Annotated in this window: 21 protein-coding genes and 3 pseudogenes; 15 read left to right on the top strand and 9 right to left on the bottom strand. The window is 70.2% G+C overall.

The genetic code is table 11. The annotated features are described in order from the left end of the window. Positions 1–253 precede the first annotated feature (253 nt). Both ACWD6R_RS03800 and ACWD6R_RS03795 read left to right on the top strand, forming a co-directional pair. Complete coding sequence (locus tag ACWD6R_RS03800) at positions 254–802, top strand: hypothetical protein (RefSeq protein WP_451817206.1); 549 nt, start codon at positions 254–256, stop codon at positions 800–802. 80 nt (positions 803–882) lie between these two features. Continuing rightward, positions 883–1,854, top strand: coding sequence for a transposase family protein (locus ACWD6R_RS03795; protein ID WP_451817205.1), 972 nt, complete (start codon positions 883–885; stop codon positions 1,852–1,854). A 221-nt stretch (positions 1,855–2,075) separates the two neighbouring features. On the opposite strand, the gene kdpC is transcribed toward ACWD6R_RS03795, so the two are convergent. From kdpC to kdpF, 4 genes are read right to left on the bottom strand one after another with little or no spacing between them, the layout of a single operon-like run. Further along, positions 2,076–2,744: a potassium-transporting ATPase subunit KdpC gene (gene kdpC, locus ACWD6R_RS03790; RefSeq protein WP_451817204.1), complete on the bottom strand. Its 669-nt coding sequence runs from the start codon at positions 2,742–2,744 to the stop codon at positions 2,076–2,078. 33 nt (positions 2,745–2,777) lie between these two features. Then, positions 2,778–4,907 carry a potassium-transporting ATPase subunit KdpB gene (gene kdpB / locus ACWD6R_RS03785; protein ID WP_451817203.1) on the bottom strand — a complete coding sequence of 710 codons (2,130 nt, stop codon included), beginning with the start codon at positions 4,905–4,907 and terminating at the stop codon, positions 2,778–2,780. After that, positions 4,907–6,571: a potassium-transporting ATPase subunit KdpA gene (kdpA, locus tag ACWD6R_RS03780; RefSeq protein ID WP_451817202.1), complete on the bottom strand. Its 1,665-nt coding sequence runs from the start codon at positions 6,569–6,571 to the stop codon at positions 4,907–4,909. Before kdpA ends, kdpB begins: the two co-directional genes overlap by 1 nt. A gap of 12 nt (positions 6,572–6,583) precedes the next feature. Then, positions 6,584–6,673, bottom strand: coding sequence for a K(+)-transporting ATPase subunit F (gene kdpF, locus ACWD6R_RS03775; protein WP_451817201.1), 90 nt, complete (start codon positions 6,671–6,673; stop codon positions 6,584–6,586). A gap of 253 nt (positions 6,674–6,926) precedes the next feature. On the opposite strand from kdpF, the gene ACWD6R_RS03770 reads away from it, so the two are divergent. The 3 genes from ACWD6R_RS03770 (at position 6,927) to ACWD6R_RS03760 (ending at position 9,163) form a co-directional block, all read left to right on the top strand. Then, positions 6,927–7,118, top strand: coding sequence for a hypothetical protein (locus tag ACWD6R_RS03770; protein ID WP_451817218.1), 192 nt, complete (start codon positions 6,927–6,929; stop codon positions 7,116–7,118). 180 nt (positions 7,119–7,298) lie between these two features. Next, on the top strand, positions 7,299–8,531 hold the full coding sequence (locus ACWD6R_RS03765; RefSeq protein WP_451817217.1) for an RNA-guided endonuclease InsQ/TnpB family protein: 1,233 nt from the start codon (positions 7,299–7,301) through the stop codon (positions 8,529–8,531). 113 nt (positions 8,532–8,644) lie between these two features. After that, positions 8,645–9,163, top strand: coding sequence for a hypothetical protein (locus tag ACWD6R_RS03760; protein WP_451817200.1), 519 nt, complete (start codon positions 8,645–8,647; stop codon positions 9,161–9,163). 21 nt (positions 9,164–9,184) lie between these two features. Here the strand turns inward: ACWD6R_RS03760 and ACWD6R_RS03755 are convergent, their stop codons facing one another. After that, positions 9,185–9,532 carry an ArsR/SmtB family transcription factor gene (locus tag ACWD6R_RS03755; protein WP_451817199.1) on the bottom strand — a complete coding sequence of 116 codons (348 nt, stop codon included), beginning with the start codon at positions 9,530–9,532 and terminating at the stop codon, positions 9,185–9,187. Between the two features lie 185 nt (positions 9,533–9,717). On the opposite strand from ACWD6R_RS03755, the gene ACWD6R_RS03750 reads away from it, so the two are divergent. The 3 genes from ACWD6R_RS03750 (at position 9,718) to ACWD6R_RS03740 (ending at position 12,313) form a co-directional block, all read left to right on the top strand. Continuing rightward, positions 9,718–10,692, top strand: coding sequence for a cation diffusion facilitator family transporter (locus ACWD6R_RS03750; protein WP_451817216.1), 975 nt, complete (start codon positions 9,718–9,720; stop codon positions 10,690–10,692). 154 nt (positions 10,693–10,846) lie between these two features. Further along, entirely contained in the window at positions 10,847–11,284 is a 438-nt protein-coding gene (locus ACWD6R_RS03745) for a hypothetical protein (RefSeq protein ID WP_451817198.1), read from the top strand. A 102-nt stretch (positions 11,285–11,386) separates the two neighbouring features. Beyond that, positions 11,387–12,313, top strand: coding sequence for a hypothetical protein (locus ACWD6R_RS03740; protein ID WP_451817197.1), 927 nt, complete (start codon positions 11,387–11,389; stop codon positions 12,311–12,313). 495 nt (positions 12,314–12,808) lie between these two features. Here ACWD6R_RS03740 and ACWD6R_RS03735 read toward each other — a convergent pair whose 3' ends face one another. After that, positions 12,809–13,162: a DUF6204 family protein gene (locus tag ACWD6R_RS03735; protein WP_451817196.1), complete on the bottom strand. Its 354-nt coding sequence runs from the start codon at positions 13,160–13,162 to the stop codon at positions 12,809–12,811. Between the two features lie 66 nt (positions 13,163–13,228). Between ACWD6R_RS03735 and ACWD6R_RS03730 the strand changes: the two are divergent. From ACWD6R_RS03730 to ACWD6R_RS03720, 3 genes and pseudogenes are all read left to right on the top strand, one after another. Next, positions 13,229–13,321: pseudogene (locus tag ACWD6R_RS03730) on the top strand (arginase family protein); the annotation flags it as partial. A gap of 171 nt (positions 13,322–13,492) precedes the next feature. Further along, on the top strand, positions 13,493–15,463 hold the full coding sequence (locus ACWD6R_RS03725) for a DUF5107 domain-containing protein (protein ID WP_451817195.1): 1,971 nt from the start codon (positions 13,493–13,495) through the stop codon (positions 15,461–15,463). Between the two features lie 28 nt (positions 15,464–15,491). Further along, positions 15,492–16,034, top strand: coding sequence for an AAA family ATPase (locus tag ACWD6R_RS03720; RefSeq protein ID WP_451817194.1), 543 nt, complete (start codon positions 15,492–15,494; stop codon positions 16,032–16,034). 27 nt (positions 16,035–16,061) lie between these two features. Here ACWD6R_RS03720 and ACWD6R_RS03715 read toward each other — a convergent pair whose 3' ends face one another. The 3 genes from ACWD6R_RS03715 to ACWD6R_RS03705 form a co-directional block, all read right to left on the bottom strand. After that, a complete protein-coding gene (locus ACWD6R_RS03715) occupies positions 16,062–16,415 on the bottom strand; it encodes a VOC family protein (RefSeq protein ID WP_393305398.1) in 354 nt (117 codons plus the stop codon). A 65-nt stretch (positions 16,416–16,480) separates the two neighbouring features. Further along, positions 16,481–17,290, bottom strand: a complete 810-nt coding sequence (locus ACWD6R_RS03710; protein ID WP_451817193.1) for a methyltransferase domain-containing protein — start codon at positions 17,288–17,290, stop codon at positions 16,481–16,483. A 115-nt stretch (positions 17,291–17,405) separates the two neighbouring features. Continuing rightward, positions 17,406–18,911 carry a phosphatase PAP2 family protein gene (locus ACWD6R_RS03705; protein WP_451817215.1) on the bottom strand — a complete coding sequence of 502 codons (1,506 nt, stop codon included), beginning with the start codon at positions 18,909–18,911 and terminating at the stop codon, positions 17,406–17,408. Positions 18,912–18,992: 81 nt separating this feature from the next. On the opposite strand from ACWD6R_RS03705, the gene ACWD6R_RS03700 reads away from it, so the two are divergent. The 4 genes and pseudogenes from ACWD6R_RS03700 to ACWD6R_RS03685 all read left to right on the top strand — a co-directional run bounded on the left by ACWD6R_RS03700 (position 18,993) and on the right by ACWD6R_RS03685 (position 21,958). Continuing rightward, entirely contained in the window at positions 18,993–19,583 is a 591-nt protein-coding gene (locus tag ACWD6R_RS03700; protein ID WP_451817192.1) for a TIGR03086 family metal-binding protein, read from the top strand. A gap of 129 nt (positions 19,584–19,712) precedes the next feature. Beyond that, positions 19,713–19,841: pseudogene (locus ACWD6R_RS03695) on the top strand (IclR family transcriptional regulator); the annotation flags it as partial. A 12-nt stretch (positions 19,842–19,853) separates the two neighbouring features. After that, positions 19,854–20,339, top strand: a pseudogene (locus ACWD6R_RS03690) (SMP-30/gluconolactonase/LRE family protein); the annotation flags it as partial. A gap of 350 nt (positions 20,340–20,689) precedes the next feature. Then, positions 20,690–21,958: an aminotransferase class I/II-fold pyridoxal phosphate-dependent enzyme gene (locus ACWD6R_RS03685; protein ID WP_451817191.1), complete on the top strand. Its 1,269-nt coding sequence runs from the start codon at positions 20,690–20,692 to the stop codon at positions 21,956–21,958. The last annotated feature ends 39 nt before the right edge of the window (positions 21,959–21,997 follow it).

The following is a 21,997-nucleotide window of genomic DNA, read 5'->3' as shown; positions in this document are numbered from 1 at the left end:
TGTGGTCCTAGAGAAACCCCATCATCGCAGGTCACAAGGCACTTCTTCGTTCCCCGAGAAACTGTCCACAGACATCAAGCCGGTGGATCCAGGCTCAGCCGCCTGCGCATAAAAGTCCCGCAGCGCCGTGAAGCGAGCCGTCAGGTAACGACTTGGGGAGGAATTCGAGGGTCCTTCTGATTCACTGAGACACATGGGGATCGGGGTACTCATCACACAGACGAGACGGCTGGCGGCACACGAGGGGCGGTGGATGGCGAGCCTCGGACTGTGGGTGGCTCGGCGCTCGAACGGAGTCGGGGACGCGGACATCGCTGTCGGGTATGCGCGTGCTCAGGCGTCAACGGCGTATGGGCTGGTTTTCGTGTTCGTGGTCGAGACGGTCGGGGTGTCCTTCATGCTCGCCGCGTATCCGGTCGCCCACCTGGTCATGCTGCTTCTCGACCTCTACACGGTGTTTCTGGTGCTGGGGCTGCACGCCGCCGCCGTCACACGCCCACACGTCGTGGGGCCGGGCGGGCTGCGGGTGCGGCGCGGTACGCGGCTTGATCTGCGGATACCGCTGGAACGGATCGCGTCCGCTCGTTACGACCTCCGCTTCCCGGACGCCAACAAGTCCGAGGACGGCGTACTGGACGTGGCTATCGCGTCGCAAACTTCGATCACTGTCGAATTGGCCCAACCAGTCACCACCGTGAGCCTGTGGGGGCGGCGCGCGGAGGTTCATACGATCCGCTGCCACGCCGACGAACCGCAGACCGCCGTCGCAGCGATCAAGAAGCTGCTGCCGATCGACAGCTGACCGGATCGGCTCTGTCACCGCAGGTCGGTCATACGAAACTGCGGCGTGACATGAGAAGGGCCGCACGAGTTAGGTGAGTTGTGAAGCTGACCTGGGCCCGTGCGGCCTGCTCCCATCCTGCCCTGTCCGGTGTCTCCCGCGCACATTTTGGCGAGTTGCTCGAAGAACTCGCGTCTCCATGGGCGGCAGCGCGCGAGTCCGCGCTACGTGATCAGCGTGGCGGCCCCCGGCGCCGATCGGTGGGTGCCGGACGCAAGCCGAAACTGCTCTTGGCCGACCGGCTGCTGGTCACCCTCGTCCACCTGCGGCACGGGCTGCCGCACGCGGTCCTGGCCGAGTTCTTTGACGTGGACCGCTCCACTGTCTCCGCCGCGATCCGCCAGGTCCGTAACCTGCTCGCGGCCCGGGGGTTCGCCGTCCCCGACCGGCCCGGCCTGAGGCTGAAGACGTTGGAGGACGTCTTCGCCTATGCCGAGGCCGAGGAGGTCGAGCTGCGGATGGACGGGGCGGAGACGCAGGTCCGCCGCCCGCAGGCGGGCCGGCCCGGCCGCCGGGCATTCGTCTCAGGCAAGCGCAGGCAGAACACGCTCAAGACGACGACGTTCAGCGACGGCCAAGGACGCTTGCTGTTGTCCGGAGTCGTGCGGCCGGGCCGTATGCATGATCAGACAGCGGTCCGCAGCGAGGGCATTGCCGAGCAGTTCCGCCATCGCCCCCGTGTGAAAGCCAGGGTCGATTCCGGGTATCAGGGGCTGGCCAAGGAGTTTCCCCGTCAGGTTAGCGCCCCGCCGAAGAAGCCGACGGACGAAGCCTGCGCCGGTGACAAATACGCCTGGCGCGAGGCGCGGCGCCGCCAGTCCTCGGCCCGGATCTGCGTCGAGCACACCAACGCCGAACTGCGGCAGTGGGCTCCGCTCCGGCGGTTCACAGGCCGCCGTGAAACGTATGCCGAAACCCACATCGCGATCGCCTGCCTGGTCTCCGACAGAGCCGCCAAGCGTCCCAGCCGCCCACGGACAAGCACCGAACTTGTCCTCGCCCCCGCCTACTGACTAACCACCAGCCGAACACCATGCCGGCGCACCTCGAACTCAATTTCTCCCGAGGTCGTAAGCCGGCGAGCCTTGCATCGGTGCCGTTGCCGAGGGGGGCTGACGGCCGCTTGGTGCTGGCGATGGACGTCTCGTTGCGTCTGCGACCGCGTTCGTCGCTGCGTGTCATGGGCCAGAGGATCCGGAACGCGCCAAACAGGTCGGGGCGGCATTCGACACCGTCAGCCGCGTGCGGGCCCGAAGGCCGGAACCGCCTGGCCTGTCAGCCCGGCAAGCGCGTGATTGAGCTCGAGGACGTTGACGTGCCGCGTCCCGAGAAACCCCAGCACGCGTCCCTGGACATGCTGGTTGACCAGGTTCCTGACCTGCGCGGGGGCGAGGTGCCGGGCTTTTGCGATGCGGTCGACCTGCTGATAGGCGTACTGGGGGGAGATCGCCGGGTCGAGTCCGGAGCCACTGGCCGTGAGGGCGTCCGCGGGGACGGACGCCGGGGGCACGCCGTCGAAGGCCGCGATGGCGGCGCGGCGGTGCCGGACGGCCTTGATCAGTGCGGTGCTGTTCGGGCCGAGGTTGGAGGCGCCGGAGTTGATGGGGTCGTAGCCACCGGTGGACGGGCGGGGCTGGAACCATGCGGGATCCGGGCGCAGAGCCTCGTGCGCGTCGCGGGGGTTTCTCTTGGGCAGGGCGAAGTTCTGGCCGATCAGGCGGGAGGCCACGGGGCTGCCGTCTGTGGTGAGCAGTGATCCATTGGCCCGGTGGGGGAGGCCGGCCTGAGCGATGCCGGTGACGAGCAGGGGATATGCGAGGCCCGTGACGACGGTGAACACGAGCAGCATCCGCAGGGCCGCCAGATGGTGGCGGAGTACGGAGGGAAGAGCGGTGGACGCCATGGGGGTCGCCTTGTCCTCTCGTCGGGCCGTTCGTCAGCGCAGGCCGGGAATGAACTGGATGACCAGGTCGAGGAGCTTGATGCCGGCGAACGGCATGAGCAGGCCGCCGAGCCCGTACATCCAGATGTTGCGGCTGAGGAGTCGGGGGGCGGAGGACGGCCGGTAGCGCACGCCGCGCAGTGCCAGCGGGATCAATGCGATGATGATCAGTGCGTTGAAGAGGATCGCGGAGGTGATCGCCGATGTGGGGCTGTGCAGACGCATGATGTTGAGCCAGTCGAGGCCCGGGTAGACGCTCGCGAACATCGCGGGGATGATCGCGAAGTACTTCGCGACGTCGTTGGCGATCGAGAAGGTCGTCAACGCGCCTCTGGTGATGAGGAGTTGCTTGCCGATCTCGACGATCTCGATGAGCTTGGTCGGGTTGGAGTCGAGGTCGACCATGTTCCCGGCCTCTTTGGCGGCCGACGTGCCGGTGTTCATCGCCACGCCGACGTCGGCCTGGGCCAGGGCCGGGGCGTCGTTCGTGCCGTCGCCGGTCATGGCGACGAGTTTCCCGCCTTCCTGCTCGCGCCGGATCAGAGCCATTTTGTCCTCGGGCGTGGCTTCCGCGAGGAAGTCGTCCACACCGGCTTCCTGGGCGATGGCGCGTGCGGTGAGCGCATTGTCCCCGGTGATCATGATGGTCCGGATGCCCATGCGCCGCAGTTCGTCGAAGCGTTCGCGCATGCCTGACTTGACGACGTCCTTGAGGTGGATGACGCCCAGCACACGAGCGGTCTGCGTACCGTCGTCCCGGGAGACGACGCCGACGACGAGCGGGGTTCCGCCGCTCGCGGAGATGCCGTCGACGATCTGGCCGACATCGGCGGTGGGGTGGCCGCCGTTGTCGCGGATCCAGCGCATCACCGCGGTCGCCGCGCCCTTGCGCAGTGAACGGTGCTCTTGCGGATCGTTGAGGTCGACTCCGCTCATACGGCTCTGAGCGGTGAAGGGGACGAACTCGGCCCGGTTCAGTTCGCCCTCGCTGCGCCCGCGCAGCGCGTACTGCTGCTTGGCGAGGACGACGATCGAGCGGCCTTCGGGTGTCTCGTCGGCGAGGGAGGACAGCTGGGCGGCGTCCGCGAGTTCGTTGACACCCACCCCGTGCACCGGCAGGAATTCGGCGGCCTGGCGGTTGCCGAGCGTGATGGTGCCGGTCTTGTCGAGGAGGAGGGTGTTGACGTCGCCCGCGGCTTCCACAGCGCGTCCGGACATCGCCAGCACGTTGCGCTGGACGAGCCGGTCCATGCCGGCGATGCCGATCGCCGAGAGCAGTGCGCCGATGGTCGTCGGGATCAGTGCCACGACGAGGGCGACGAGGATGACGATGGTCTGCTCGGCCCCCGCGAAGACGGCGAACGGCTGCAGGGTCACCACGGCGATCAGGAAGACGATCGTGAGGGACGCCAGAAGGATGTTGAGGGCGATCTCGTTCGGCGTCTTCTGGCGGGCGGCTCCTTCGACGAGGGCGATCATCCGGTCGATGAAGGTCTCTCCCGGCTTCGAGGTGATCTTCACTACGATCCGGTCCGAGAGCACCTTCGTGCCGCCCGTGACCGCCGACCGGTCGCCGCCGGACTCGCGGATCACCGGCGCCGACTCGCCCGTGATGGCGGATTCGTCGACGCTTGCGACGCCCTCCACCACGTCGCCGTCGCCCGGGATCGTCTGCCCGGCCTCGACGACCACGTGGTCACCCAGCCGCAGGCCGGCACCCGGCACCTCCTCCTCCGCAGTGTCGGTCGCGCCGGGCCGCCAGCCGGTGAGACGCCGGGCCGTCACGGTGGTCTTGGTTCGGCGCAACGTCTCCGCCTGTGCCTTGCCGCGCCCCTCGGCCGCGGCTTCGGCCAGGTTGGCGAACACGGCCGTCAGCCAGAGCCATGCGGTGATCACCCACGCGAAGACGCTCGGTGACCGGATCGCCGACAGTGTGGTGAGCAACGCCCCGACTCCGACCACGAACATGACCGGGTTACGGAACATCGAGCGCGGATTCAGCTTGCGCAGGGCCTCGGGGAAGGACCTCAGCAGCTGCTTCGGATCCAGCAGCCCGCCCGGGAGCCGGTCCTGCCGGGGCCCGGCACCCGGCCGGGTGGGGCCGGAAGCGGTGGTTGTGGACATCAGCGCAGCCCCTCTGCCATGGGGCCCAGTGCGAGGGCCGGGAAGTAGGTCAGCCCGACGACGATGAGGATCACGCCGGTGAGCAGGCCGACGAACTGCGGACGGTGGGTGGGCAGGGTGCCCGCGGTGACCGGTACGGGCTGTTGGCCGGCGAGCGAACCGGCGAGCGCGAGAACGAACACCATCGGCAAAAACCGGCCGAGCAGCATGACCACGCCGAGCGTGGTGTTGTACCAGACGGTGTTCGCGCTCAGACCGGCGAACGCCGAGCCGTTGTTGTTCGCCGCGGACGTGAAGGCGTACAGGACCTCGGAGAACCCGTGCGCGCCGGTGTTGAGCATGGCCGCCCGCTCGCCGGGCAGCGCCATGGCCAGGCCCGCGCCGACGAGCACGAGGGCGGGCGTGGTCAGGATGTAGAGCGAAGCGAACTTCATCTCCCGGCCGCGGAGCTTCTTGCCCAGATACTCGGGCGTACGGCCGACCATCAGCCCGGCGACGAAGACCGCGACGACCGCCAGGACCAGGATTCCGTAGAGGCCGGAGCCGGTACCGCCCGGCGCGATCTCGCCCAGCATCATGTCGAAGATCGTCATTCCGCCGCCGCCCGGCGTGTACGAGTCGTGGAAGGAGTTGACCGCCCCGCACGAGGTGAGGGTGGTGGACACCGCGAACAGGGCCGAGGCCCAGATCCCGAACCGTGCCTCCTTGCCCTCCATCATTCCGCCGGCCGCGTGCCCGGCCGTGCTGCTCACGGTGTGCAGTTCGTTGGCGGTCACGACGGCGACCGAGGCAGCCCAGATCACTCCCATCACGGCGAGGATCGCGTAGCCCTGGCGGTGGTCGCCGACCATCGCGCCGAAGGTCCGCGGCAGCGAGAACGAGATCACCAGCATCAGATAGATCTCGATCAGGTTGGTGAGGGCATTGGGGTTCTCGAAGGGATGGGCGGAGTTCGCGTTGTAGAAGCCGCCCCCGTTGGTGCCCAGTTCCTTGATGGCTTCCTGGGAGGCTACGGGACCGCCGGTCAGGCTCTGGTGACCTCCCGTGATGGTGGTGATGTCGTGGACGCCGTGGAAATTCTGCACGGCACCTGCGGCCACCAGAACGATTGCGAAGACGAATGCGATGGGCAGCAGCACGCGCAGGACGATCCGGGTCAGATCAACCCAGAAATTGCCCACGCGATCGGTCTTCTTCCTGGTGAAGCCACGGATCAGTGCGGCGACCACGGCGATACCCATGGCCGAGGAGGTGAAGTTCTGCACCGCGAGGCCCGCCATCTGGACGAGATGGCCCATCGTCGACTCGCCCGAATAGGCCTGCCAGTTGGTGTTGGTGACGAACGACGCGGCGGTGTTGAACGACAGGTCCGCGGGGACGGGCTTCATTCCCAGGGAGAGCAGGAAGTGGTTCTGCAGACGCAGAAACCCGTACAGGAACAGCACGGACACAGCGGAGAAGGCAAGAACACTGCGCAGATAGACCGGCCAGCTCTGGTCGGCGTCGCCGTTCACTCCACCCAACCGGTAGATCAGACGCTCCGCCCGCCAATGATGACCAGTCGTCAGGACGTGAGCCATACAGCCGCCCAACGGGCGGAACGAGACTGCCAGCGCCGCCACCAGGGCGATCACCTGGAGCCAGCCGGCGAGGGTGTCGTTCATCTGAGCCCGTCCCTAGAACTTCTCAGGAAAGATCAGGCAGACGACCAGATAGACCACCAGACAGGCGGCAACGACCAGGCCGACAATGTTGTCCGCACTCACAGGCGTTCAGCCCCCTTGGCAGCCAGACCGATGAGGGCGAACACCACGACCGTGAGACCGATGTACGCAACGTCCGACATGCGCAAGGCACCCCGCAGAGTCATCAGGGGCGGGACTGCTCGGCCCGCCCACGGCCTGGGGATGTCCCCATTTCTGGCGTTATATCAGTTGATGCTGTTGATTGCTCTACAGCAATGCAAGCCGACGGGGTGACAACCTCATCAGAGGGCGTCGGGAAAGAGCCGTCTGCAGAGTGGCAGAGGTCGACCTCGAACAGCTGTGGCCCCGTCTGTTGAACGAGCAGGAGGCGACCGGTTTGCTTCCTCTCCTGTGCCGGCCCGATGCCATGGGAAGACCCTTGGGCCTGGAGCAGGTCGATGCCATCCGCTTAGGGGACGCGCTGGCAGCGGACTTCGCCGAGTACTGGCGCAGGCGGCTGCCATGAATGCCTGACGCAGGTACTTGGTGACGAAAACCAAATGAGCGTGAAGGTTGTATGTGACATGGCAACCGGTGCGTAGATCGGGATTCGGGTTCCAGCGTGGTGAGGTGAACCAAATGATACGGTGACGACGTGAGCGTGGAAATCGGGTACGAGAAGCGGCAGTTCGGGCACCGTGCCCGGCTGGCGCTGGACCCGGTGCTCTCGGCCGGGGCTGATGAGCAGGCTCATGCGGCACGCACGATGTGGAATCTGCTGCACGCGTGGTGGCAGATGATGCCGAAGGACAAGCAGACCCCGGCGAACGCGGACGCGGCGATACGCCAGGCCCGCAAGGACATCGACTTCCTCGCCGTCCTTGCGGCGCAGGCCGCGCAGGCAGTTCTGAAGACGTACCTCCAGGCCTGGACGAACTGCTGGGAAGGGCGTGCGGCCGCGCCGGACTTCAAGGCCCGCTCGCGGTCGGTGATGTCGGTGGACATTCCGCAGGGCCGGGATTTGAACATCGTCCGCGTCCACCGCCGGTGGGGGATGGTCAGCATTCCCAAGCTCGGCCGGGTCCGGTTCCGCTGGACGAAGGACCTGCCCGTGGGCCGACAGGCCGATGGTGACAACCGGATCACCGGGGCGCGGCTGGTCAAGGATGCGCTCGGCTGGCACATCGCCTTCCGCGTCCAGACTCTTGAAGCCCGGCCCGAGCCCCACCGGGGGCCGGAGGTCGGCATCGACGTCGGTATCACCGTGCCCCTCGCTCTTTCGGATGGCACCACGTACGGCCATGGCGAGTGGCTGACCGAACCGGAGCAGGCCAGGCTTCTGCGTCTGGAGCAGCGGGCCGCCCGGCGCAAGAAGCACCGCAAGCCCGGCGAGAGGACGTCTCGCCGCCTGCACCGCACCTACGACCAGATCGCCGGGCTACGCGCGAAAGCCAAGCGCCGGGCCGTCGACTGGCAGCACAAGACCACGACCGCCATCGCCGCCACGTACAGCGTGGTCGTGGTCGAAGCACTCACCATCACGAACATGGTCACGTCCGCCAGAGGCACCCTCGAGCAGCCAGGCAGGAACGTCGCGCAGAAATCCGGCCTCAACCGTGCCATCAGCCGGCAGGCATGGGGCCGAACCGTCATGATGCTGACGTACAAGACCGCCCGACACGGCGGCACCCTGCACAAGGTCCCCGCCCCCGGCACCTCCCAGCGCTGCTCCGCCTGCGGCTGCACCACACCCGGCAGCCGGGAGAACCAGGCCCTGTTCGTGTGCAAGAACCCCGACTGCGGCTGGTCCGGCAACGCCGACCACAACGCATCGATGAACGTCCTTCACCTGTACCGGATGGGCCTCGCGCTCGTCCCGGCTGCCGGAAGGGCAGTCGTCAGGCGCGCCCGTCGCGTCAAGCCCGCCACCGCAAGGTAGGCAGGAATCTCCCTCGTTCGCGAGGGAGAGCACTTCAACTCCTGGCCTTCCAGACCTACCTCGCCCTGCCGCTGCAGGCCCGCACCCTCTTCGGTGACAACAGCGGCACCGCCATGGGCGTGATTTTCGCGGTCTCCGCCCTGACCTCGGTCGCCGGACAACTGCGACTCACCGCCTGGGCCGGAAAGCGCTTCGAGGCCCCCAAGGCCATCGCGATCGGCCTCGTTCTGATGGGTGCAGCCTTCCGGCCTCTGTTGCTCGGCCCCCACCATCGGGCCGACGGCCTGTCGGCCTGGGGCGGGACGGCCGGCCTGGTGCTGTGCGCGTGCCTGCTGGCCGTCGGCTCGGCGCTGCTGTACCCGTTCGAGATGGACACCCTGGTCCGGCTGTCCGGCGAGCGGCTGGTCGCCACGTACTACGGCGCGTACAGCACCGTCTCCGGGATCGCGGTGGCCGCAGGGAACCTGGGCGTGGGAGCCCTGTTCGACCTCGCCGCCCGCCTGGGCGCACCGTGGCTGCCCTGGGCGGCGCTGGCTGCCGTGGGCGGCGGTTGCGCGGCGGCACTGATCGCACTGCGCCGCACCGGCCATCTCAACCCTGCCACCGCTGTACCGGTGCAGGCGGCGGCCTGAGCCCCTGGCCGGGCGTGCGCCTCACGCGTGGGGCGCACGCCCGGCCAGCCGGTGATCGGCCAGCTCCAGGGCTTCGGCCACCACACGTCGCAGATGCCCGTCGGGCAGCGTGTAGATCACCCGGCGGCCCTCCTTGCGGGTCGTCACCAGCCCGGACATGCGCAGCCGGGCGAGATGCTGGCTGACCGCCGGCCGGGCCGCTCCCACGGCCTCCGCCAGCGAGGTGACGTCCGCCTCATTCGCTGCCAGGACATGCAGCAGCGCCAGGCGGGTGCGGTCCGCCAGAACGCCCAGGACCTCGGCCGCGACCAGGAAATGCTCAGTGCCCACCTCTCGCGGCTGCGAACCCTGCGCAGATGATAGATGCATGCGTGCATTCATACGCACATAATAGGCGGGTGGGATCTCCGTCCACCCTGCCGCCCGACGAAAGCGAGCGCGCTGTGAGCCAGCAGCATCACCATGGTCACGACGGCCCGGGTGCCGGGCACGGGCATGACCACGGTCACGGGTACCCGCAGAGCCACGAGCGCGACGGCTCGCGCTGGTCGCGGGTGCGACACCAGGTCTCCCATGTGGTCACGCCGCACAGTCACGAGACCATGGACAAGGTCGACTCGGCGATGGAGACCTCCAGGGAGGGGATGCGCACCCTGTGGCTGTCCCTGGGCATCCTGGGGGCGACCACGGTGATCCAGACGGTCGTCGTCGCGCTGTCGGGGTCGGTCGCGCTGCTGGGCGACACCATCCACAACGCCGCCGACGCATTGACCGCCATCCCTCTGGGCATTGCGTTCGTCCTGGGCCGCCGTGCGGCGAACCGCCGCTACACCTACGGGTACGGACGCGCCGAGGACCTGGCCGGCGTCGCCATCGTGCTCACCATCGCCGCATCCGCCGCCCTGGCTGCGTACGAGGCGGTCGACCGGCTCCTCGGGCCCCGCGACATCACCCACCTGTGGGCGGTCGCCGCCGCCGCGGTGGTCGGCTTCGTCGGCAACGAATGGGTGGCCCGCTGCCGCATCCGCACCGGCCGCACGATCGGCTCCGCCGCCCTCGTCGCCGACGGATTGCACGCCCGCACCGACGGCTTCACCTCGCTCGCCGTCCTCCTCGGCGCCGGCGGCGCGGCACTCGGATGGCGGGCAGCCGACCCGATCGTCGGGCTGCTCATCACCGTCGCGATCCTCATGGTGCTGAAGGATGCCACCCGCGAGGTCTACCGGCGGTTGATGGACTCCGTCGACCCCGCCCTGGTCGACACCGCCGAAACCGCTTTGCGCGCCGTGGACGGCGTCCGCGACATCGGGCAGGTCCGCATGCGGTGGATCGGCCATGCGCTGCGCGCCGAGGCCGACATCGTCGTCGACCCGCAGCTCACCGTGGTCGAGTCCCACGCCCTGGCCGTCACGGCCGAGCACGCCCTCATCCACGCCGTCCCCCGCCTGGTCGGCGCCACCGTGCACACCGACCACACCGCCGACGACGGCGACCCCCACGCCGCCCTCGCCCACCACTGGGCCACCTGACCTCGGCATCATGTGGGGCGGGCCGGTCGACGACGAACGGTACGCACTCATCGCCCGCATCCGACGGGCTGAGATACCCCAGGTACCCGGCCGGGGTATTGTCGTACGGGTCGGCGGCTACAGGCGCGCAGCAACGCGGAGGAAAGGAGCGGCAGTGAGCATCGGACAACCGAGCGAGCGGGGCAGCGCCCGGCTCATCGCGGTCGGTGCCGTCCTGCTCGGTCTGTTCCTCATGCACGGCGCGCCGGCCGCAGCCGCCGAGGGCTGCCACGGTGCGATGCCCTCTGTCACCGTGCCCATGCACGACGGCCACGCCGCTCCGACGATGACCTCAGCGGCGCTGCCGACCACCGCACAGAGTGCTCAGGCCGCCCGGGCCGGTGACGGTTCGGGGATGCGCGGGGTGCAGTGCGTCTCGACCCCCGCACACGAGCGGAACCCGCTGCCGACGGCCGGCCTGTACGCCGCTGTCGCACTGCCGGCCGTATGGTTCCCGGCGGGTTTGCGGGCGGCCACCGGCTGGACACGGCGGCGCGGGCCGCCGGCCGGCGGGCGAGATCTCCTCATCCAGGTGTGCGTCGCGCGGACGTGACAGGCACCGCGCCGAACCCCGGTCACTGACCGGGCCGGTCCCGTGTCCTGCCCTTCCCGCGCGCCACCGGCGTGGTGCGCCCACCCGGAAAGACTCGCTCTCATGTTCGCCTCTTCCCGTTTCACCATGCGTCGCCGCGCCGTCGCGGCGGCCGGCACCGCAGTGGCCCTCGCGCTGACCCTGGCCGCGTGCGGCTCCTCCAGCGACTCCTCGTCCATGCCCGGCATGGACCACGGCGCGAATGCCTCGGTTTCCTCTTCGCACAGCGCGTCGCCTTCGATGAGTGACATGCCCGGCATGGACCACATGGCCGCCGGCAACGGCCTGTCCGACAACAAGGACGGCTACCGCCTCACCCCCCACGACGCGACCCTGCCTTCCGGCAAGCGGGCCGCGTACCGGTTCACGGTCAATGGCCCGGACGGCAAGCCGGTCACCGACTTCGCCGTCGACCAGACCAAGCGGATGCACTTCTACGCCATCCGCTCGGACCTGACCGGCTTCCAGCACATCCACCCGGTCATGGCCGCCGACGGCACCTGGACCGCCGGCCTCACCTCCCTCGCCCCCGGCTCCTGGCGCATGTTCGCCTCCTTCACCCCGGACACCGGCGCCGGGAAGGGCAAGGACTTCGTCCTGAGCCGCACCGTCACCGTCCCCGGGGCAACCACGAAGACCCCGCTGCCCGCAGGGGCCGGCAGCGCGGAGGCCGACGGGTACACCGTCACCGTCAAGGGCGAGCCGATGGCCGGTATGGCGCACCCGCTGACCGTCACCGTGTCCAAGGACGGCGAGCCGGTCACCGATCTGCAGCCCTACCTGGACACCTACGCCCACCTGACGGCCTTCCACGAGGGCGACGCCGCATTCGCCCACCTTCACCCGACCACCAAGGTGAACGGTGACCACGGTGGCCCCGACCTGGCCTTCCACGCCGAACTGCCCACCTCGGGCAACTGGCGGCTGTTCCTGCAGTTCCAGACCGGCGGCAAGCTCCACACCGCTGCCCTGACCCTGCCCGTGGGCTGACCCGGAGGGGCGCCGCCCGAGCGGCGGCGCCCCTCGTCAGGAATCCCCGAGGCCGCCCTGGGCACGCCCCTGCCGAGCGACTGCAAGGAGGTCGTGGATCAGTTCGGGCCAGGCAGCTTCGACGGGTACCTCGAACTGTTCGTCCCCGGCGTTCTCGGCGTGGATCTTGTGGACTGGGCCAAGGGCGATGCGGTGCACGCAACCGATCTGTGGCGGCCTCATTCCGCTTTGGACCGGCCGGCAATTGGGGGCGGCGTCACGGCATCGTCGGCCTGCTCACGGACGTCCGGTTCGGGTTTCCCACCAGTCGCATCGCAGCCCACTGTTTCCTCAGCCAGGACCTCCACAGGCCGTGAGGCACGGCTGATCCCGGCCGGCTCCGTGGCGTATGCGCGCGACGTGGGACGATCCGGTGCGCGAGCAGGAAAGCCCGTGACAGAGGCGGAAGACGTGCAATTCCGGATCAGAGCCCGTTCGGCGGCTCTCGATGCCGCGTCACACCGAGCCCGCCGCGCGCCGCCCCTTGTAATTGATCTTCATGGTGTCCATGTCCGTGGCGGTGGAGCGCAGTTGGCCGAAGCCGTAGCCGTACTCCTTCAGCGCTGTCGCCGCCCGGTCCTCGGCGATCGCCGACGCCATCTCCTCGCCGTCCTCGGCGTCCGACACGACCACGTACCGGGAGCTGAAGTGCTTGAGCACCGCGTCGTAGGTGAGTGAACCCTCCTCGGTGAACTGCATCGCCGCCAGGCCGTGCTGCTCGACCTCGGCCAGCAGTCGGGCGCGCGCCTCGTCCGTGAGGCCGTCAAAGGTGCCGCGGACGATCACTCGGTAGGTGTGCTGGGTACTCATCGTGTCCTGCCGCCTTCATCGCATGAGTCGTTGAGGAGCAAGGCTACGGCGGCGAGGACGAGCGGCATGCGGAATATTGCCGTCGTCGACGCCCCGTCCAACCTCGGGCTGCGGCCGCCCGCTCCCGGCACCGTCCCCGGCTGCTACAAGCCGGCCGGCCCCGATCTCGACCCCGACGGCACCGCCGGAGCACTGCTCGCCGACCTGCTGGTGGCGGCTTTTGCCGAAGTCTGACGGCTGCGCCCCTGGTCGGGGCGGCTTCCAGCGTGTTCCATGGTCATCGGGGGGCGCCCGGACCTGCGGCGGCCCGCGCGAGGGAGCGAGGTTGCCTTGGCCACGACCGTACGACGTGCCGTACTGACTCTGCCCGCCGCACCGCTGGGCCCGGAGAACCCGCTGCCGGCGCTGCGGCCGCTCGACGAGATGCATGTCGTCGACGACCGGGCCCGCGCAGGACTGCCGCGTGACATGGCACGGCAGATCGGCTACGAGCCGCTGGGCACCGTCCTGCCGGTCCGCATCCTCGACGGGTACGGGCGCGAGCGCACGCCCACCGGCCTGGACGCGATCATCATCGAGAACGACCGGCTGCGGGCCACCGTCCTGCCCGGGCTCGGCGGCCGGATCCACTCCCTCCACCACAAGCCGACCGGCCGCGAACTGCTCTACACCAACCCCGTCCTGCAGCCCGCCGACTTCGCGCTCAACGGCGCCTGGTTCTCCGGCGGCATCGAGTGGAACATCGGCGCCACGGGTCACACCACGCTGTCCTGCGCCCCGGTGCATGCCGCCCGTGTCCCTGCCCCCGACGGCGGGGAGATGGTCCGGCTCTGGGAGTGGGAGCGGCTGCGCGACCTCCCGTTCCAGGTGGATCTGTGGCTGCCGGAGGACTCCGACTTCCTCCATGTCGGCGTACGGATACGCAACCCGCACGAGCACACCGCGCCCGTCTACTGGTGGTCCAACATCGCCGTCCCGGAAGGCGAACGCACCCGGGTCCTGGCCCCTGCCGACGAGGCCTGGCACTTCGGCTACGAACGGACACTGACCCGGGTCTCCGTCCCGGAGACCGGTTCCGTCGACCGTACGTACCCGCTGCTCAGCGACTTCCCCGCCGACTACTTCTACGAAGTGCCCGACGGCGCCCGCCGCTGGATCGCCTCCCTCGACGCCGAGGGCCAGGGCCTCGTCCAGACCTCCACCGACCTGCTGCGCGGCCGCAAGCTCTTCGTCTGGGGCAACGGGCCAGGCGGACGCCGCTGGCAGCAGTGGCTCACCGAACCCGGCACCGTCGGCTACGCGGAGATCCAGGCCGGACTGGCCCGCACCCAGCTGGAGCACATCCCGCTCGAACCCGGCGCCGAGTTCAGCTGGCTGGAGTCCTACGGTCCGCTGTCCGTGGACCCCCGGGTCGTGCACGGCGACGACTGGACCGCGGCCCGCGCCGAGACCGAACAACGACTGGCCGAAGCGCTGCCGCGGGCCGACGTCGATGCCGCGTACGCGGCCTGGCGCCCGTACGCCGACACAGAGCCCGGCGAGTCCCTCGCCACCGGCTCCGGCTGGGGCGCCCTCGAAGTCCGGCGCTCCGGATACAAGCTCCCCGGCACGCCGTTCGCCGAGTCCACCCTGGGCGAGCAGCAGGCGCCCTGGCTGCACCTGCTCGACCGGGGCGGCTTCCCCGAACCACGCCGCGTGGCGCCACCAGGACCGTCGCTGGTCTCCACGCACTGGCGCGACATGCTGGAGACGGCAGCCGCCGAACCCCTCACCGAGTACCACCTCGGCGTCGCCCAGTGGCACGCCGGCGACCGCGCCCAGGCGGTCCGCAGCTGGGAACGCGGTCTCGCCCTCGCTCCGTCCCGCTGGCCGCTGCTGCGCTGCCTGGCCGTAGCCGCCCAGGACGGCGGCCAGCGCGACCGGGCCGCCGACCTCTACACCGAGGCGTTCGGTGACCTGTGCGCGGAGCGCCGGGACGACGGCGATGCCTGGACGGCAGCCACCACCGCTCTCGGCCGCGAGGCGATCGAGGCGCTGTTGGCGGCCGGGCGGACCGAGGACGCGCGGACGGTCTGGACCGGGCTGCGCCCGGCGATCCAGCAGCGCGGCCGGTTCCGCCTGCTGGAGGCCCGACTTCTGCTGGCCGAGGGCGATCGCGCTGCCGCCCGTGCCGTCTTCGACGAGGGCTTCGAGGTCGCGGACCTGCGGGAGGGGGCGGAGATCCTGGACGAGGTGTGGTCCGCGCTCACCGACGACCCGCTGCCCGATGTGTACAACTACCGGATGCGCCCGAAGAGTTGACCGGGCGTACCGAGGAGAGGAGCGGCGCGTGATCGTCTGGGTGAACGGGGCGTTCGGCAGCGGCAAGACCACACTGGTGGCCGAACTGCACCGGCGGTGGCCCGAGGCCCTCGTCTACGATCCCGAGCAGATCGGTTACGTCCTGCGGGACATCGTGGAGGTCCCGAGGGGCAACTTCCAGCATCTGCCGCTGTGGCGAAGGCAGGTGGCCTTGATGGGCATCGGGCTGGTCGAGGAGTACGGGCGGCCCGTCCTGGCCCCGATGACCGTCGTCGATCCGCAGTACGCGGACGAGATCTTCGGAGCCCTGGAATCAGCTGGAGTGAGGGTTCATCACTTCTTCCTCGAGGTGCCCGCCGATGTCCTGGAGCAACGGCTCGATGCCCGGGTCGTCGCCCCGGACGACCCCGTACGCGACGAGGCCGCCCGGCGGTGGGGCAAGGCGCAGATCGCGCAGTGCGTGGCCGCGGTCGACACGCTGCGGGCCGGGACGGTGCTCCTGGACGGCGAGCGGCCCACGCGCGAACTGGCGGACGAGGTGCTGACGCACGTGGGCACGGAGTCGCAATAGGGGGCGCCGTGACCGGAACCTGCCGGGTCAGACGGGCAGGTTCCGGTCGACGTACTCGAAGACCGAGCCGTCCGGATGGACGGCGATCAGGTTCCGGCCGACCGGAGTCGGCACCGGGCCCGCGACGATCCGGGCGCCGACCCGGACGAGGGCCTCGTGGGCGTCGTCGACATTCTTCACCGCGATCGTCGCCGTCACCTTGCGCAGGATCTCAAGCTCCGACTCGGGGCCGCTCATCAGCAGAAAGCAGCTGATCGCGGCGACCGAGACCCCGCCGCGCTCGAAGCGCAGCGCCGAACTGGCCGTGAGGTCCTCGTAGAAGGCCACCGCGGCCTCCAGGTCATCGACGCAGATACGCAGCGTGGTTCCCAGAATTTCCATGCGGGACAGGGTAGTTGGAGGGTCGGACCGATGTGATCGATTCCACCTGCCAGTCCTCGGCGGTATCAGGCGCGGCAGAGCACCTCGCCGTGCGGGACCATGAACCATGCGTCGACCTGCTCGCCCCAGGCGCGCCAGGCCGCCGCGATGTCGGTCAGCTGCTCGGCGGTCGCGTGGCCGCCGTCCACGGCCAGCTTCGCGTACACCGAGCCGACCGTGCGGTCCGCCCACAGTCCGCTCCACCAGGCGCGGTTCTCCGGCGTGGCATAACACCAGGCGGCGGCAGACGGGGTGATGTCGGTGAAGCCGGCCTGCCGGGCCCAGGAGAGCAGTCGCCGGCCCGCGTCCGGCTCGCCGCCGTTGGCGCGGGCCACTCGTCCGTACAGCTCCTGCCACGCGTCCATGACGGGCATGTCCGGGTACCAGGTCATCGCCGCGTAGTCGCTGTCGCGGGCCGCGACGATGCCGCCGGGACGGCAGACCCGCCGCATCTCGCGCAGTGCCTGCACCGGGTCGCCCACGTGCTGCAGCACCTGGTGGGCGTGCACGACATCGAAGGAGTCGTCGGGGAAGTCCAGGGAGTGCACATCGGCGGTGGTGAACTCGACGTTGTCCAGGCCGCGTTCGTCGGCGACCTCGGCGGCCTGGTCCAGGATCTTGCGGGCGGTGTCGACGGCGGTCACCCTGCCGGGAGCGACCAGTGCCGCCAGATCCGCGGTGATGGTGCCGGGACCGCAGCCGACGTCCAGCACCGCCATGCCGGGCCGGAGTTCGCCGATCAGATAGGCCGCGGAGTTGGCGGCAGTGCGCCAGCGGTGCGAGCGCAGTACCGATTCGTGGTGGCCGTGGGTGTAGACGGCGGTCTCCTTCGGCATGGCTGTGCGTCCTCTCTCGGAGCGTGATGCGAAGCGCTGAGCGATGCGCCAACCGTACGCTGAGATGTCGGATAGTGAGATAGGCGTCTTGATATCTGGACTCACCACCAAGGGCTCACACAGGCATCGGGCAGTAGGCGGTCAGCGCCTCCGGCAACTTGTCGATCACCAACTCCCGTTGACTGTGCGCCACTTCGCCGTCGTATGCGTAAGGCGTTCCCGGGGTCAGGCCGGCGATCCGTACCTGGCGACGCCGTACCGCCGCATGAACGGGGGAGCGGGTCAAGGGGCCCGCGACCGCAGCCGCGAGGAGACGAAGGCCGGGCGTGCGGCCGCCGTGCACCACCCGGACGTCCAGCAGTCCGTCCGCGAGGTTGTGGCGCCGGCCCGGCGCCGAGCCCACCCGCCGGAACAGGCCGTTGCCCACGAACAGCAGCCACAACGGCTGCCGCTTGCCCTGAAGTTCGGCCTCCAGTGGGCGTTCGCCGCGCAGCACGTGGAGCGCCGCCACGACGCCTGCGGGCCAGCCACCGATGCGCGGCGCCCAGCGCTCGCGGGTCCGTACCAGCTCCGGATAGGCGCCCAGACTGAAAGCGTTGAGGAAATAGCCGGGTGCACCGCCCGGCCCGTCCGGGCCCGGCCGGAAGCGGCCCAGGTCCACCCGTACCGCATCGCCCGCGATCAGCGCGGTGCACACGTCGTCCACCGTCTCGATACCCAGGTCGTAGGCGAAGTGGTTGAGGGTCCCGCCGGGAAACACCGCGAGCGGCACACCGCGCGCGGCGGCGACCGCGGCGGCGCTGTTGACCGTGCCGTCGCCCCCGCAGATCCCGAGCGCACGGCCCTGTCCGGCTGCCTTCTCCAGCTCGTCGGCGAGCTCGCCGGGCGCGCATTCCACCACCTCGGCGAGCGGCAGCGTGTCCCGTACCAGCGAGGCCGTGGCCGTCGCCGAGCCGGACTCCTCATTGACGACGACCACCAGGCCCCGGCCGCCCGGCAGGGCGGGCGCGTGGGCGGGCGGTCTGCCCGGCGCGGGCAGCTGTCCACGCGTCGGCACGACACCGCGCAGCGCGAACGCGGCTCCTGTGCCGAGTGCGGCACCGGCCAGCACATCACTCGGATAGTGGACCCCCGTATAGACGCGGGAGGCGGCGACGGCCAGCGCAAGCGGGGCGACCGCCGCGCCCCAGCCCTTCGATTCGAGGGCGACACCCGTCGCGAAAGCCGCCGCCGACGCGGCATGCCCGGACGGGAAGGAGGTGGTGAACGGCTGGCGGGTGAGCCGACGTATCACCGGAACGGCGTCCAGTACCGGCCGCTCCCTGCGCACCACGCCCTTCCCCACGGTGTTGATCGCGGCCGAGGCCACGGCCAGCGAGGCCACCCCGCGGAGCGCGGCGCGCCGGGCCCGGGCGCTGCTGCCGAGGGCCGCCATGCCCGCCGCGGCGCTGAACCACAGCAGCCCGTGATCGGCGCTGCGGCTGAGCCGTGGCAGTACGCGGCCGGCGCCCGGCCAGTGCCGGCCGGCCACGCTCCGGAAGACGGCGAGATCGCGCCGGTGCAGCCAGGTGCGGAGTCCGGTGGGTGAGGGGGCGGAGAATGCGTTGCTCGGTGACGACATGTGAGTGCGGATACCCCTTTCGGCCGGGGCGAAGCAGCAGGCGCGCTCGCGCGCGGCTCCCCGTACGGAGACAGTGGTCACATGTCATCTCACTCCTCTTCCGGCCGCGACCTGCTCGACCGCCACTCCGAGGCGCTCCAGCTCTTCACGGACCGGGTGCACGCCGTGCGCGACGACCAGTGGTCCGCGCCGACGCCGTGCACCGAGTGGTCCGTCCGCGATCTGGTCGCCCATCTCACGTCCGAGCAACTGTGGGTCCCGCCGCTGGTCACGGAAGGGCGTACGGTCGCCGAGGTCGGTGACGCCTACGACGGTGATGTGCTGGGCGACGACCCCGTTGCCGTCTGGGACCGTGCGGCGGCAGGGGCGCGCGAGGCGTTCGCGGCACCGGGGGCGTTCAGGCGGACCGTGAACCTGTCGTACGGGGACACCGCCGCTGACGCGTACTGTGCGCAGATGGTGAGCGACGCGGTGGTGCACTCCTGGGACCTGGCCCGGGCGATCGGTGCCGGCGAGCGGCTGCCGGAGGATCTGGTCGCGTTCACGCGGCGCGAGGTCGGACCGTATGCGAAGGGGCTTTCGCAGACCGGTCTGTTCGCCCCGGCCGTCAGGACCGAGGAGGACGCCGACCCGCAGACCCAGCTGCTCGCACTCCTCGGCCGGCGGGTGTGACGAAGAGGCGGTAAACGGGTCACATCGGCGTACCGGCAGGGTATTGGACCGGGTCGACGGCATTGCCGTGGCAAGTGCGCTGTGATTAGCGTGTGTTCGCGATTCCGGCCACTGGTCGGAGTATCGAACATGAGAGGTGGGTGCACGAGCATGGGGCGACTCGTCCCTGCGGTGACACGGACCCTGGACGTACTCGAACTCTTCCTCCATGGGGACGGAACACTCTCCGCGCCCGAGGTCACCCGCAGGCTCCAGCTGCCGCGCACCACCGGCGGCAGCCTCACCCGCGTCGCGCCCGACGGCACGGTCACCCCGGTGCTGCCTCTGGTGGCGTGCAGCAACGGCACCGGATGGAGCCCCGACGGGCGGCTCATGTACTACATCGACACCCCGACGCGCCGGATCGACGTCTTCGACTTCGACGGCGAACACGCCGTGAACCGGCGGACGTTCGCCACCGTCGAGGAGGGGTCGGGCTTCCCGGACGGGCTGACGGTCGATGCCGAGGGAGGCGTCTGGGTCGCCCTCTGGGACGGCGCCGCGCTGCGCCGCTACACGGCGGACGGCGCACTGGACCGGACCGTCGAACTGCCGGTACGGCGCCCGACCGCCTGCGCGTTCGGCGGTGCGGACCTGCGCGACCTGTATATCTCCACGGCCCGGACGGGGATCGCCTTCCCGCATCCGCTGTCCGGTTCGCTGCTGGTGCTGCCGGATGCGGGACAGGGGATGCCGGGGACTGCCTTCGCGGGCTGAAGCGGATGGGGGCGATCCCCGAAGGAATCGCCCCGTTCCTGGCTACTCGCCCGCGAAACGGCGCAGTGCTCCCGGCAGCCGGGAGCCGAGCGGGGACATGTTCCCGCCGGCTCCGTGCCGGGCGAGCAGATCGAGGGCCAGCCGCCCCCGGCGCACCCGCTCGCGGCACTAGCGCATCGGTACGGCCCCTGCTCGGACGGTCCGGCCGTGACCCCGGGTCGGCGCACGGGCGAATCTGCCGGGCGGTGTCGCTCAAATCTCCGTATAAAGGGCCTTGAGAGCGAGACGGCACAAGGCAGGGCGAGCCGGAGCCGGACAGGGTGACAGAGCGGCAGCGAAGGAGACCCGGGATGGCGCGGGAGCGGACCGAGCAGGCCGGGCCGGGAGGGGATGCCGGGCGTGCCCCGTGGACCCCTCGGGAGGATCGGGGGCCCGTACGCTACGGGCCGCCCGCCCCCGATCCGGGGCTGCCCGTGCTGCCCGAGCTGGCCCGTGTGCTCGCCGCGGCAGCCGGGCGCAGCGAGCCCGAACCGACCGGTGGTGGCGAACCCCTGCGCGAGGCAGCCGCCGCCTACTGGACCCGGCGCGGGCTGCGTGGCGGACCGGAGTGCATCGCCGCCGCCCCCGGCGCCTCGCCACTGCTGCTCGCCCTGATCGCCGCGCACGGAGGTGATGTCCTCACGCCGCGCCCCTGTCCCGCCACCTGGATCCCGCAGGCCCGGCTGCTCGGCAGGCCCGCCTACCATGTGCCGACCCCGGCCGAGTGCGGTGGCGTGCCCGACCCGTACGCACTGCTGGAGACCGTGCGAAGGGTGCGTGCCGAAGGCGGCCGGCCCCGGCTGCTGCTGATCTCCGTCGTCGACGACCCGACCGCCACCGTCGCCCCACCGGAACTCGTCCGCGAGGCGTGCGAGGCAGCCGTCGCCGAGGGGATGCACATCGTCAGCGACGAGACCTGGCGCGACACCCTCCACCGCCCCCACGACACGGTCCTGCTCAGCCCCGCCGAGATGTGCCCCGACGACGTCACCGTCGTCTGTGATCTTGCCGGGGCGCTGACCCCGTCCGCCTGGCCGGTCGCGGTCGCCAGATTCCCGCACACCGAACGGGCGGCGGTGCGGCACGCCCGTACCCTCGACATCCTCACCGCCCTGGGCGCCCTCGTCGCGGGCCCGGTCGCCGCCGCGGCCGCCCATGCGCTGACCGAACCGGAGGCCGTCACAGCCCGGGTCCGCCGGGCCGCCGCGCTGCAGGCGCAGGTCGCCGCCGCGGCCCACCGGGCGGTGCTCGCCTCGGGTGCGCTGGCCCGGCCTCCGCAGGCGGGCCGCCATCTCTACGCCGACCTGGGGCCGCTCCGGGCCCGGCTGGCCACCCGCGGCGTCACGGACTCCCTGGAACTGGAGGAGTACCTCACCGAACGCCTCGGCGCGCCCACTCCCGGCGGCCACCGCTTCGGGGACGAACTGGGCGCGCTGCGGGTGCGGCTGGGCACCGGACCGCTGCTCGGATCAACCCCGGAGGAGCAGATGGAGTCGCTCACTGCGGTGGAGCCCCTGAAATTGCCGCATGTCGCCCGAGCGCTGAGCATTTTCGGAGCAGCCCTCGACGAACTCCGATGAGGAACCGAACTCCGATGACGTACGCGCCGATGTGCCGAC

The sequence above is a fragment of the Streptomyces sp. NPDC005151 genome (genome assembly GCF_053599875.1).
Note: the sequence above shows the minus strand (reverse complement) of the source record. Positions and strands in the feature narration are given on the sequence as shown.